The sequence below is a fragment of the Muriicola sp. Z0-33 genome (assembly GCF_026126425.1).
GTDB lineage: Bacteria > Bacteroidota > Bacteroidia > Flavobacteriales > Flavobacteriaceae > JAFMPW01.
Genome location: NZ_JAFMPW010000008.1, coordinates 58,184 through 70,464 on the forward strand (window position 1 = coordinate 58,184; position 12,281 = coordinate 70,464).

Genomic DNA, 12,281 nt, shown 5'->3' on the forward strand with positions numbered 1-12,281 from the left:
AATGTAGTGTATAATGATCAAACCACAAAAAGGCCGGTAAAGCTACCGGCCTTTCTAATATAATTTGAGAATAATCTTTATTCGCCTAAAAACGAATTTTTAGTTCAACATCTTCCCCTTCAACTTCAAATTTTGACCCTTCAAATGTTGGTGGCCCCATTTCCATAAGATTCCCACTCATTCCATAGTTTTCCTTTGGCATACCGTTACTCTCAAAGTCCATTGCCATGTTGTTGTTCTCATCATGCAGAACAGAGACGGCATATGTTCCGGGAACAACATTTTCAAAGGTAAAAGTCATTTCCCCAGTTTTAGCGTCATTCATATATCCATCTATTCCCTGTCCTTTCATAAATGTCTCTACAGTATGTAGTCCGGCAAGTATTTTACCATTAGAGTTTAAAACGTTTTCCAAAGTTACGGTCACGGTTACTCCGTCTGTGTCCTGGGCATAGGTGGTTAATACTGTCATGCATAATCCTAAAATAAGTCCTAGAGTTTTCATATTTAATGTTTTGATGTTAATGATGGGTCAAAAATGCAAACCCTGGATAATCCGTGAAACTAAATGCGACTCAACTGTTGAAAATAGCGACCCAATTGTAGCTCAAAACATCACTTCCAATTCAGTGCAAAAATTCAACAGTTCGGTCTGTCTGTTTGGGAAAAAAATAGGGATCAGATCATCTTTGTGGTATCAAAAACGAATCAACATGAGAAAGCCGCTATTTTTATTCATATTCTTAATTGCTGTTACTTCGGCCATGGGGCAGTCCTTAATATCAGGGACAATAACAGACGATAATGAGTTGCCCGTAAGTGGAGCTAATGTGTATCTCGATGGAACTTATGATGGGGCTTCTACAGATGAAAACGGAGAATTTAATTTCGAAACCACAGAAAGTGGCACCCAAAATCTGGTCATCTCCATGATGGGCTATGAAACCCATTACGAAGCCGGTAATGTAAATTACTTTAAGGAACTCAGAATTACCTTATACGAAGCGGTCAATGCCCTTAGTGGAGTAACCCTCACTGCCGGCACTTTTGAGGCAGGAGATAATTCTAAGGCCTCTGTATTAAAGCCACTCGATATTGTAACCACAGCAGGCGCGGCGGGCGATTTTGTAGCCGCTTTACAGACTTTACCGGGGACAAGTACAGTTAATGAAGATGGGAGATTGTTTGTAAGGGGAGGGGCTGCAGAGGAGACTCAGGTATTTATTGATGGTTTAAGAGTCTTCCAACCCTTTAGTGCAACCGCTAACAATATACCAACCCGTGGCAGGTTCTCGCCGTTTTTATTTAAGGGGATTACTTTCAGTACGGGAGGTTATTCTGCTGAATACGGGCAGGCACTATCCAGTGTTCTTTTGCTCAATACAACGGATGTTCCCGATCAGGAAAAAACAGATATCTCTTTAATGTCTGTCGGTGCAGGCCTGGGACATACCGAGATTTGGGGAGATGAATCTCTAAGTATTAATACCAGTTATATTAACCTCGCTCCTTACGAAGCATTAATTCCGTCTAACCAGGGAGTGAGTTGGAACAGCCCTTATGAGTCTATTTCCGGAGAGGCTGTATTCAGAAGTAAAGGAGAAAAGAATATGTTTAAATTCTACACGGCCTATGCGCACAGCAATTTAGATATTGAACAGGAAGACATAAATTTTGACGACTTTGTACGCTTTCAATTAAAGAATAACAATCTCTACTTAAATTCTTCATATAAACATTTCTTTGGAAACGAATGGACACTCAACGCCGGAGTTGGTCTTTCTTTGGATTCCAATGATATAGAATTAATGACAGATGTTATAGAGACAAAAGAAACAGCAACACATCTTAAACTAAAATTGCAAAAAGGATTTAATAGCCGCCTTAATCTTAGCCTTGGGACCGAATATTTTTTAACCGATTACGAGGATACTTTTACAGCAGAGGATGGGTTTGCTTTTGATAGTGGATATAAGGATCACCTTGGCGCGGTTTTTACAGAAGCGGATATATTTTTTAGTCAGCGGTTTGCAATGAAGTTGGGGCTACGCGCAGAACATACAGATGTGCTCGGAGAATTCAATATTGCCCCCAGAGTATCATTGGCCTATAAGAGCAGTGAGAAAGGCCAGTTTTCATTGGCATATGGAGATTTTTACCAAAACCCGCTCACGGATTATCTGAAATTCAGCCAGACCCTGGAAAGTGAGAAAACGTCTCATTACATATTAAATTATCAATACCTGGGCGATGGCAGAACTTTTAGGGCCGAAGCCTATTATAAGGATTATGATAATTTAACTAAGTACAATACAGACATTCCTCTGCCAAATTCCCAATATACCAATAGTGGATTTGGATATGCCTCCGGACTAGATGTATTCTGGAGAGATAACCAAAGTGTGGATTATCTGGATTACTGGATTTCATATTCCTATTTAGATACACAGCGCGACTATCGTAACTACAGCGAACGGGTTACCCCAAATTTTGCTGCCAAACACAATTTCTCGGTCGTTACAAAATATTTTATAACAGATTGGAGGTCACAGGTTGGACTCTCATACAATTATGGTTCCGGGAGGCCTTATGATAATCCCAATACCCAGGATTTTATGTCGGCCAAAACTTCGTCTTATAATAACTTAAGTATTAACTGGGCCTACTTAATAGATCAGCAGAAAATACTTTACTTTTCGGTAAACAATGTGTTAGGGTTTAATAATATTAATAATTATCAATACTCCAATACACCTAATGCCCAGGGCAATTTTGATCGCCGGGCGATAAGACCGGCGGCAGATAGTTTCTTTTTCGTAGGTTTCTTCTGGACGATAAGTTCCGATAAGAAAAGTAACCAGCTTGATAATCTATAAGAATATATAGGCTACAACTTAACTAATAGGTGCGAGCCATTGTTCTATTTGTAACACAACTCGATTTTCGGTATCTTAAACTCCAAACATAGAGATCATTTCTAATGATGGAAAATGCCGAACTGGATAAAATTCGAAAACTACTTTTAGAGCAAGACTATATCACGGAAGATACCATTGCCATGGCCGTTTTCCTCGCTTTAAAATTGGAGAAACCCCTTCTTGTGGAAGGCCCCGCTGGTGTTGGTAAAACCGAGATTGCTAAAGTCATCGCAAAAGCCCTGGATTCAGAATTAATCAGACTACAATGCTATGAAGGACTAGATAGCACCCACGCCCTGTACGAATGGAACTACCAGCGTCAACTACTGTATCTAAAAATGCAGGAAAATGAGTCTAAAAGTATCAAAGACAAAGAGAAAGACATTTTTTCGGCCAGGTTTTTATTGGAAAGACCTGTGCTTAAAGCAATAACAAGCAAGAAAAAATCTGTCCTTCTGATAGACGAAATAGACAGAGCGGACGAAGAGTTTGAAAGCTTTTTGTTAGAGGTTTTGTCGGATTGGCAAGTGACTATTCCGGAAATTGGCACCATATCAGCGGTTCACAGGCCTTATGTAATCCTTACAGGAAACCGGACAAGAGAATTGTCAGAGGCTTTAAGGCGAAGATGTTTATACCTTTGGATAGACTACCCGGATTTTGAAAAAGAACTGGCCATAGTCAATGCCAAAGTGCCAGGGATAGACGCCAAGCTTGGCAAACAGATCTGCCTTTTTATGCAGGAATTACGTAAACTAAAACTGGAAAAAACACCGGGAATTTCAGAAACAATAGATTGGGCAAAGACCCTCTCCATTCTGCATCTATCTCATTTGGACAAAGAAGTGGTAGAACGTACTTTGGGGGTAGTTCTCAAAGATTGGCAGGATATGCGAAAAACTACCGATGCGCTCTCAGAATTATTAGATAAAACCGGTGTTGTTTCAAGGATTGGATAATTTTTATCCCAAACTCAATTCGTAAATCTAACGAACTTTTTATGCATCAACCCTCACTTATAGCGTATAGAACTGCTTTGTCTGCCAATATGCTCTATTTCTGTAGATTTCTTAGAAATAAGGGGTTTAACCTGGGGCCTTCGGAAGAAGCCGATGCGCTTAATGCTATTTCACTTGTACCAATTGGAGAGGAGAAGTTTTTCCGTCAATCGCTAAAGACTGTGCTGGCCAAAAACAATTACCAGTTCAATGCCTTCAATGACCTATATACAGAGTTCTGGGACCAATATGCCAAGGCCGTGAATTCAAAGCTAAAAGAGGATCAACCTGAAAAGAACACCTTAAGTGATGCTCAAAAAAAAGAAGCGCAATTCAATGCTTTAAAAGACTGGCTGAACCTTTCTCCTTCAACAGAGGAAATAAGTCTGCATTCTTATAGTGCAATTGAAGTCCTGACCAAAAAGAACTTTCAGGACCTGAGTGATGATGAAATGCTATTGATGATGAGTTTGTTGAAAAGGCTTGCTAGAAAGATTGCACATCAGAAAAGCAGGTTAAAGAAAAGAACCAAAAAACGCCGGATTGTTGACATTAAAAGGACCATTAGGGATAATATGCGATACGGCGGAGAAATGCAGCGTTTAGTGTATAGTAAGAGGAAAGACAGAAGATTAAAATTGGTTCTTCTTTGTGATGTAAGTAAATCTATGGACCTCTATAGCAGATTTTTTGTTCATCTTATTTATGCATTTCAAAACGCTTATGATAAAATAGAAACCTTTGTTTTTAGCACTGCACTACATAAAGTAAGTGAAATGCTGAATAATCATGAATTTGAAAAGGCCTTTGATACCATTTCCGAAAGAGTGCCGCACTGGTCTGGTGGGACTACCATAGGGAGTTGTCTTTTAGATTTCAACCTGAATTACGGCCATAGCCATCTGGATAAAAAAACCATTGTATTTATCTTAAGTGATGGATGGGATACCGGGGATCCCCTTACCATGAAGGCAGCCATGAAATTTATTTATAAAAAATCCAGAAAGGTAATTTGGTTAAATCCTCTTGCAGGAAACCCCGAATTTTCACCGGATGCAATGGGAATGAAAACAGCACTTCCTTATATAGATACGCTTGTATCTGCCCATAACCTGGATAGTTTAAAGCAGGCCATCCATGCTTCGGTGAAGCGACGAGATATTATGAAAAATCAGTTTTATTCTTAAATAATTACAGAGGAGCTGTTTAATGATGTAAATAATTAGTCATTTAGATAAAAAAACAGTTAAAAATTTCAGGAATTCACATCATAATTTTTATCTTCATAGACCCAAGAATTCTACATGAAAGTTTCAGGAAGCCATACCTTAAATACAACACCAGTCAGTTTCTGGAATATGGTAATGGATCCTGAGATTCTGGAAAAGATCACCCCCGGAGTAAAAGAATTGAAAGAAAAAGGAGAAGACACGTATCATGCCATATCTGAAGTAAAAGTAGGACCGGTTAAAGGGGAGTTTAAAGGTGAATTGTCTATAAAAGACAAAGTTGAAAATCATAGTTGTGTGCTTGTTGTAGATCAGAAAAGCAAAATGGGTAATGTGGTGGCCGAGATACAAATGAACTTAGAACCCCTCCCGGAAGGAAATACCCAGATTAACTATACAGGAACGGCCAAGATGTCTGGGGTACTAGCCAGAATGGGACAAAGAATTATGAGTGGGGTTGTAAGTACGTTATCCAAGCAATTTTTTCAGGCTATGGAAACACATATCAAAGAACAACAGCAAACGGAATCTTAAGCGTTGATCAGATAAAGAGTTTAAATTTTAATCTTAAAATATGAATATAACATTAACTATCAATGGGAAGGTGTATACCAGTGATATTGAACCCAGGATGAGCCTGTCTCACTACCTGCGGGAAACACTTAGCCTGACAGGGACGCATATTGGTTGTGATACCAGTGGCTGCGGCGCTTGTACTATTCTTATGGGCGGAGATGCCGTTAAATCGTGCACCATTCTGGCCGTACAAGCCGATGGCTGTGAACTTACAACAATTGAAGGAATGGCAAATGGAATTGAAATGCACCCAATCCAGGAAGCCTTTAAAGAAAATCACGGGTTACAATGTGGATTTTGTACACCGGGGATGGTAATGACTGCAGCAGACTTACTTAAGAACAACCCCAACCCGACAGAGCAGGAAATCAGAGAAGGGCTGAAAGGTAATTTTTGCAGATGCACCGGCTATCACAACATAGTTAAATCTATTCAGCATGCTGCTGAGAAAATAAATGGATAACTCATGGGAAATTTTATAGGAAAATCAGTTAAAAGGAGAGAGGATGCTCGTTTTCTAAAGGGAGCAGGAAAGTATACCGATGACATTAAATTACCTAAAATGACACAGGTGGCCTTTGTCAGAAGTCCATATGCCCATGCTAAAATATTAAATGTAGATACTTCAGCTGCCAGGAATGCCAATGGGGTGGTGGCCATATACACGGCAGATGATGGGTGTGGCCAGTATGGCGTGCCATGTGGATGGCAGGTTAATTTCAAGAACGGGGAGACCATGAGGGAACCAATGCATCCGCTCCTGGCAAAAGATAAAATTCGTCACCTTGGGGAAGCAGTTGCCATAGTAATTGCCGAAAGCCTGGAATTAGCAAGGGATGCGGCAGAACTTGTAGAAGTTGATTATGAAGAGTTGCCGGCGGTTACCAATCCGCGTGATGCCATGGAGGACGGAGCACCTCTTGTGCACGACCAATGGACAGATAACGCAGCCTTTGATTGGTGCATAGGGAACGACAGGGCAGAGGTAGAGGCTGCACTGGAGGCAGCACACCATGTAACAGAAATGGAGTTCAGGAATCAGCGTCTCGCTCCTAATGCCATAGAGCCGAGATCTTATATTGCCGATTACGATGTAAACGCAGATAAATGGACACTCTATACAAGCACCCAAAACCCGCATTTGATCCGACTGTTGTTATGTGCCTTTGCATTGGGAATACCTGAGCATAAGGTTAGAGTGGTAAGCCATGATGTAGGGGGAGGTTTTGGTAGTAAAATATATCACTATACGGAGGAAGCATTAGTAACCTGGGCCTCCAAGGAAATTGGCAGACCGGTTAAATGGACATCCGATCGCAGCGAGGCATTCCTAACCGATGCACATGGCAGAGACCATGTAGTGACATCCAAAATGGGATTTGATAAGGAAGGTAAAATTGTGGCCCACCTGACAGATGAGTATTGTGGTCTGGGAGCCTATCTTTCTACTTTTGCACCAGCCGTACCTACTTACTTACACGGTACCTTATTTCAGGGGGTATATACTACACCATTGATCCATTTAAATGTTACAGCACCTTTTACACATACAGTACCTGTAGATGCCTATCGAGGAGCAGGACGCCCGGAGGCTACCTATTTACTGGAACGAATGCTTTCTAAAGCAGCGGCGGAAATGAATTTGGATCAGGCAGAAATCAGGTTTAAGAACTTTATACCTCCTTTTGACGGGATAGAGCAGCCAGGATATCAGACCCAGGTTGCCTTACAATATGATAGCGGTAATTATGAAGAGACACTTAAAAGAGGGCTCGAAATGCTGGGCTACGAGGATTTCCGTAAGGAACAGGAAGAAGCCCGCAAGAACGGTAAATTATTAGGCGTTGGAATATCTACGTATATCGAAGGTTGTGGAATTGCTCCTTCAGCCGTTGTAGGAGCCCTGGGTGCAAGAGCCGGATTGTACGAGGTAGGCCACGTAAGGGTACAGCCAACAGGGAAAGTTTCTGTATTTACAGGAACTCATTCTCACGGGCAGGGGCATGAAACCGTATTTGCACAGTTCGTTGCAGACAAACTTGGAATAGATATGGATGATGTGGAAATTCTTCATGGAGATACAGAGCAGGTAGCCTTTGGAATGGGCACCTACGGCTCCCGAAGTCTTGCTGTTGGGGGTAGTGCTATAATCAAAAGTGTAGAAAAAGTATTGGAGAAAGGGGCAAAGATTGCTGCTCATAAATTGGAAGCCGCTGAGGAGGATCTTGAATACGCAGAAGGGAAATGGACGGTTAAAGGAACAGATAAATCAGTGAGTTTTGGGGATGTGTCTTTAACGGCTTATGTACCCCATGATTATCCTGAAGGCCTGGAACCTGGATTGGATTTTTCGAGTTTTTATGACCCTGCAAATTTCACCTATCCGTTTGGGACTCATATTGCTGTGGTGGAGGTATGTTCAGATACCGGTAGAGTAGATCTTAAAAGGTTTATCGCATGCGATGATGTAGGTAATGTGATGAATCCTATGATTGTAGATGGTCAGATTCACGGTGGGGTGGTCCAGGGAATTGGTCAGGCGCTTTTGGAAGAAGTGGTCTTTGATGAAGACGGACAGATGATTAATGCCTCCTATATGGACTATGCCATGCCAAGGGCAGATGACCTGCCCATGATAGAAACAGACAGGACCACAACCCCCTGTCCTCATAACCCTCTGGGTGTTAAGGGTGCTGGTGAGGCAGGTGCTATAGGTTCAACTCCCGCGGTGGTAAATGCGGTTGTTGATGCAGTGGCCCATCTTGGGGTTAAGGATATTCAAATGCCGCTTACTCCTCAGCGAGTATGGAAAGCAATTCAAAACTAAAATTTTAAAGTTATGATACCAGCAAAGTTTAATTATATAAAGGCATCATCCGTAGAGGAGGCGGTAGACCTCCTGGACAAGCACGGATCTGATACTAAAATTTTATCGGGTGGGCATAGCCTGCTTCCTGCCATGAAATTGAGACTCAACAGGCCCGAATTGCTAATAGATATTTCCGGGATTTCCGATATGAAAGCAATTTCTGAAGATGGAGATGAAATCGTTATTGGAGCCAATTGCACACATAAAGAAATATTGAATGCAGAATTAATTACCTCCGATTTAAATATTTTGGCCCAGGCCGCTGAGACTATAGGAGATATTCAGGTACGGAACAGAGGTACTATCGGGGGCAGCCTGGCACATGCAGATCCTTCCTCTGATTATCCGGCCGTCGTTTTGGCCTGTGAAGCCAAAATTGAAGTAACAGGGAAGAAGGGCGACAGGACTATCGACGCGAGTGATTTCTTCCAGGGGATTTTCACTACTGCACTCGAAGAGGATGAGATTATAACCGCCATACGTTTCCCAAAAGTAAACAATGGAAATTATCAGAAATTTTACCAATCGGCCTCTCGTTTTGCCGTCGTGGGGGTAGCTGCCGTGAAAAATGGCAATGAGGTTAAAGTAGGGGTAACAGGTGTTGCGGATACCCCATACAGGGCGACTGCAGTTGAAAAGGCCTATAATGGCAATAGTGATGCGGCGTCTCACGCCACTGATGGGGTAGAGGTGATGGCCGATCATTTTGCTGATGCGGATTACAGGGCACATTTAGCCATGGTTTACGTTAAAAAGGCGCTTGAAGCATAGGGGATAATGTCCCGGACTTATGCACTGCGCCTTGCCATACCATCTGTTTTTAGGGCATATTAAATATTACACGGTCTAACACCATAATTTCCGGTAACGGCAGTTTTGGTTACCGCCTGTTTTATGGATTTATTTTCATTTCCATTTGGATATTACTGCGTTTATAAGGGGTGGGAATTCCTGAGATTTTATTAAAACCCAATTTTCTGTAGAGGGCAATTGCCGGTTTTAAGACGGTATTACTTTCCAGGTATAAGCTAGTGGCGCCAAGGGATTTGGCTTTATCAATAATGGCATTTCCCAATAACCATCCAATTCCTTTTCCCTGAGCTTTAGGAGAAACTCCCATTTTGGCCAATTCATAATCAAATTGCGGATGATCAATTTTAATCAGGGCACATACTCCAACTGCTTCCCCCTCATATAGCGCAACTAGAATATGACCTCCATTATCCAAAATATAGGTCTTGGGATGATCCAAAGCTTTATGATCCATTTCTTCCATTTTAAAATACTTTCTGATCCATTCTTCATTTAAAGATTTGAAATGTTGGCGATATTTTTCTTCATAGTCGACAATTTCAACCTTTTTGGCCTCTCTTTTTTTCTTCTCATCCAGCACCCTTCCCAGCAAAGAATTTTGATCTAGCATGTATTCAAATTCTTCCATAGCAATCCAAAGGTTGTGGGTGGTATGCTCAAGGGCATTTTCAATGGCTTTGTCTACATCTGCATACTGATCTTTAATCTTTATCCTGATCTTTTGACCTTTTTCCGAAAGTGAAATGATGTTCTTCCGGCCATCGTTTTCATCCGGTTGCTCATCTACCAATCCGGCTTTGGACATTTCTCTCACGATTTTAGAAACAGAAGGATGAGAATGCCCAATCTCCTTGGCGATTGCCGTTATGGAGTGGCTATCGCTGGTAGATAACATATAAAATACCGGGAACCATTTGGGTTTTAGTTCAACCCCGTAAATTTGGTAGAGTTGCTGTGCATCTTCTGAAATGCGCTCGTTGAGCATGCGAAGGCGACTACCAATGGCCATTTTACCAACTTTGTTAAAAAACATATTTAATACTATTAATTACGTAACTAGTTACATAAATATATAATTTTATTCTTTTACCTACAAACCTTCATATTAATTTCTGGAATGATTATTGGTTGTAATAATATATGACCATTAGCACCTCTTCAACACTTAATTTTTGGCCATTTATCTGGTTTTTCATGGCATCTGTATGTTACCCTCAACAATATAAACCTGCAACTGATTCTGATAATTTAAATGTGGCGGTCAATACTCCCCAATCCATTATAAAACAGGAACATAACGCTGTTTACGATACACGAACCAGGGAGAATATTTTGGCCTATTTTGATGAACTCATTGCCCAAAATAAGATCATTGTCGGGCAACAATGCGGAGACAGACCAGACCTAATTAATGATTACTACCAGGAATATGTTGGTAGATTGGCTGGTAAGACAAATAGATATGTGGGTATTATTGGGGCGGACCTGGGATACTTCCAGGGTGATAACTATCCGTTGAACACTCTTATTGACCACTGGAATGAAGGAGGGTTGGTTGCCCTTAGCTGGCATGCAGACAATCCGTTTAAGGAAGGGATTGATGCATATTGGAACACCGTTGAGAATAGGGATGCCATAGACTTGAGGGCACTCTTAAAAAATTCTGGGGAGAGTAATGCAAAAAGCAGTTACAGAAGAGAGGTAGACAATATAGCGGCAGCATTGCAAGAACTAAAAAGTGCCGGGGTGACCGTAATATGGCGTCCGTTTCATGAGATGAATGGTGATTATTTCTGGTGGGGTATTAATGCCTATAATAACCAACAAACTAACGTTAATGATTTTAAGGCTTTGTGGCAAGATTTGTACAATACGTTTACCTATGATTACGGCCTTGATAATCTTATCTGGACGTATTCCGTGATTCCTTATGCTCATTGGAATGCTGAGGTGACGGCCTATTATCCGGGCTCGGACTATGTAGATCTTGCAGGGCTTAATCATTATAGCAATCTACCAGGGTTTCCCAACTACAAGGCCATGAGATCTCTGGGAAAAACTCTGGTCATAAGCGAGACAGGGCCAAAAGATGAAAGTTATGGCACCTGGGACCAGTTTGAAATGGCAAAATCCCTGGCTGGTAAGGCGGCCTATTTTCTGCAATGGCATAGCTGGAAGGGTGCCGCAGTGGCAATAAAAGACAATAGAAGAGCAAATGATATGATGAACAGCATCAAAGTCATTACCAGAGATGAAGTTTTGGTACTTCCGGCGAACTAAATAGCAATAAGTTACTATTATTCCATAAATTGTAGGGACAGATAAAGTTGAATTGCAAAAGATAAGACCAGATGGGGAAAAGTAAATTTCATCAGTTATGTGGTGCATATAGCGCCGCCCAGGATCAGTTTGAAAATTACAAAAAGGACTGTCATACATTTTCCATAGAAATTGTAAAAGAACTAAAAGCGTATTATGAAATACCTGAAGGGCAATTTTCATTATACAGGATAGATGATAGTAAAGCTTTTCATTTAGTGGCACCTGCGCTGATACATGCAATAGATTTAAAAGAAGATAATTACTGGCATTTTGGTATTGGACTCACCGTTTGTAAAGCACCGGAGACCCTACCGGAAGAATTGATTCTGATTCATATTAAGTACAGAAAAAACAGCAAAGGACAGTATTTCCTTCAATATGAGTATGAAGGAGAGGAATTTGAAGTGTTCCGTAATACATCTGAATCATACATCCCGTTTTTCGACTTTTTATTTACTGTAATTCTTAATTCGTATAAAGATAGTTTACAACGATTTGTTGGTGTTAGAACCGAACGCAAATTGGGATTTGTAAAATAAGTAGCCCGTTCAGCATA

Annotated in this window: 11 protein-coding genes; 9 read left to right on the plus strand and 2 right to left on the minus strand. The window is 41.0% G+C overall.

The genetic code is table 11. From position 1 onward, the window contains the following. Nucleotides 1–85: 85 nt before the first annotated feature. Nucleotides 86–505, minus strand: coding sequence for a DUF2141 domain-containing protein (locus tag J1G40_RS12100; RefSeq protein ID WP_265242903.1), 420 nt, complete (start codon nt 503–505; stop codon nt 86–88). Nucleotides 506–713: 208 nt separating this feature from the next. On the opposite strand from J1G40_RS12100, the gene J1G40_RS12105 reads away from it, so the two are divergent. The 7 genes from J1G40_RS12105 to J1G40_RS12135 all read left to right on the plus strand — a co-directional run bounded on the left by J1G40_RS12105 (nt 714) and on the right by J1G40_RS12135 (nt 9,361). Beyond that, on the plus strand, nt 714–2,876 hold the full coding sequence (locus J1G40_RS12105) for a TonB-dependent receptor (RefSeq protein ID WP_265242904.1): 2,163 nt from the start codon (nt 714–716) through the stop codon (nt 2,874–2,876). Nucleotides 2,877–2,980: 104 nt separating this feature from the next. Then, nucleotides 2,981–3,877 (plus strand): AAA family ATPase, encoded by an 897-nt coding sequence (locus J1G40_RS12110; RefSeq protein WP_265242905.1) that lies wholly within the window; start codon nt 2,981–2,983, stop codon nt 3,875–3,877. Between the two features lie 41 nt (nt 3,878–3,918). Beyond that, nucleotides 3,919–5,103, plus strand: a complete 1,185-nt coding sequence (locus J1G40_RS12115) for a vWA domain-containing protein (RefSeq protein ID WP_265242906.1) — start codon at nt 3,919–3,921, stop codon at nt 5,101–5,103. Nucleotides 5,104–5,220: 117 nt separating this feature from the next. Beyond that, nucleotides 5,221–5,679 (plus strand): CoxG family protein, encoded by a 459-nt coding sequence (locus J1G40_RS12120; RefSeq protein ID WP_265242907.1) that lies wholly within the window; start codon nt 5,221–5,223, stop codon nt 5,677–5,679. Between the two features lie 40 nt (nt 5,680–5,719). Beyond that, on the plus strand, nt 5,720–6,184 hold the full coding sequence (locus J1G40_RS12125) for a (2Fe-2S)-binding protein (protein ID WP_265242908.1): 465 nt from the start codon (nt 5,720–5,722) through the stop codon (nt 6,182–6,184). Between the two features lie 3 nt (nt 6,185–6,187). Further along, nucleotides 6,188–8,548: a xanthine dehydrogenase family protein molybdopterin-binding subunit gene (locus tag J1G40_RS12130; RefSeq protein ID WP_265242909.1), complete on the plus strand. Its 2,361-nt coding sequence runs from the start codon at nt 6,188–6,190 to the stop codon at nt 8,546–8,548. 12 nt (nt 8,549–8,560) lie between these two features. Continuing rightward, nucleotides 8,561–9,361 carry an FAD binding domain-containing protein gene (locus tag J1G40_RS12135; protein ID WP_265242910.1) on the plus strand — a complete coding sequence of 267 codons (801 nt, stop codon included), beginning with the start codon at nt 8,561–8,563 and terminating at the stop codon, nt 9,359–9,361. Nucleotides 9,362–9,482: 121 nt separating this feature from the next. Here the strand turns inward: J1G40_RS12135 and J1G40_RS12140 are convergent, their stop codons facing one another. Continuing rightward, nucleotides 9,483–10,436, minus strand: coding sequence for a helix-turn-helix domain-containing GNAT family N-acetyltransferase (locus J1G40_RS12140; RefSeq protein WP_265242911.1), 954 nt, complete (start codon nt 10,434–10,436; stop codon nt 9,483–9,485). A gap of 161 nt (nt 10,437–10,597) precedes the next feature. Between J1G40_RS12140 and J1G40_RS12145 the strand changes: the two genes are divergently transcribed. After that, complete coding sequence (locus J1G40_RS12145; protein ID WP_265242912.1) at nt 10,598–11,683, plus strand: glycoside hydrolase family 26 protein; 1,086 nt, start codon at nt 10,598–10,600, stop codon at nt 11,681–11,683. A gap of 71 nt (nt 11,684–11,754) precedes the next feature. Further along, nucleotides 11,755–12,264, plus strand: coding sequence for a hypothetical protein (locus J1G40_RS12150; RefSeq protein ID WP_265242913.1), 510 nt, complete (start codon nt 11,755–11,757; stop codon nt 12,262–12,264). The last annotated feature ends 17 nt before the right edge of the window (nt 12,265–12,281 follow it).

What these genes read in the sequence shown, in the direction of transcription:
- J1G40_RS12100 (WP_265242903.1), bottom strand. Translation starts at nt 505, where the DNA reads ATGAAAACTCTAGGACTTATTTTAGGATTATGCATGACAGTATTAACC.
- J1G40_RS12105 (WP_265242904.1), top strand. Translation starts at nt 714, where the DNA reads ATGAGAAAGCCGCTATTTTTATTCATATTCTTAATTGCTGTTACTTCG.
- J1G40_RS12110 (WP_265242905.1), top strand. Translation starts at nt 2,981, where the DNA reads ATGATGGAAAATGCCGAACTGGATAAAATTCGAAAACTACTTTTAGAG.
- J1G40_RS12115 (WP_265242906.1), top strand. Translation starts at nt 3,919, where the DNA reads ATGCATCAACCCTCACTTATAGCGTATAGAACTGCTTTGTCTGCCAAT.
- J1G40_RS12120 (WP_265242907.1), top strand. Translation starts at nt 5,221, where the DNA reads ATGAAAGTTTCAGGAAGCCATACCTTAAATACAACACCAGTCAGTTTC.
- J1G40_RS12125 (WP_265242908.1), top strand. Translation starts at nt 5,720, where the DNA reads ATGAATATAACATTAACTATCAATGGGAAGGTGTATACCAGTGATATT.
- J1G40_RS12130 (WP_265242909.1), top strand. Translation starts at nt 6,188, where the DNA reads ATGGGAAATTTTATAGGAAAATCAGTTAAAAGGAGAGAGGATGCTCGT.
- J1G40_RS12135 (WP_265242910.1), top strand. Translation starts at nt 8,561, where the DNA reads ATGATACCAGCAAAGTTTAATTATATAAAGGCATCATCCGTAGAGGAG.
- J1G40_RS12140 (WP_265242911.1), bottom strand. Translation starts at nt 10,436, where the DNA reads ATGTTTTTTAACAAAGTTGGTAAAATGGCCATTGGTAGTCGCCTTCGC.
- J1G40_RS12145 (WP_265242912.1), top strand. Translation starts at nt 10,598, where the DNA reads ATGGCATCTGTATGTTACCCTCAACAATATAAACCTGCAACTGATTCT.
- J1G40_RS12150 (WP_265242913.1), top strand. Translation starts at nt 11,755, where the DNA reads ATGGGGAAAAGTAAATTTCATCAGTTATGTGGTGCATATAGCGCCGCC.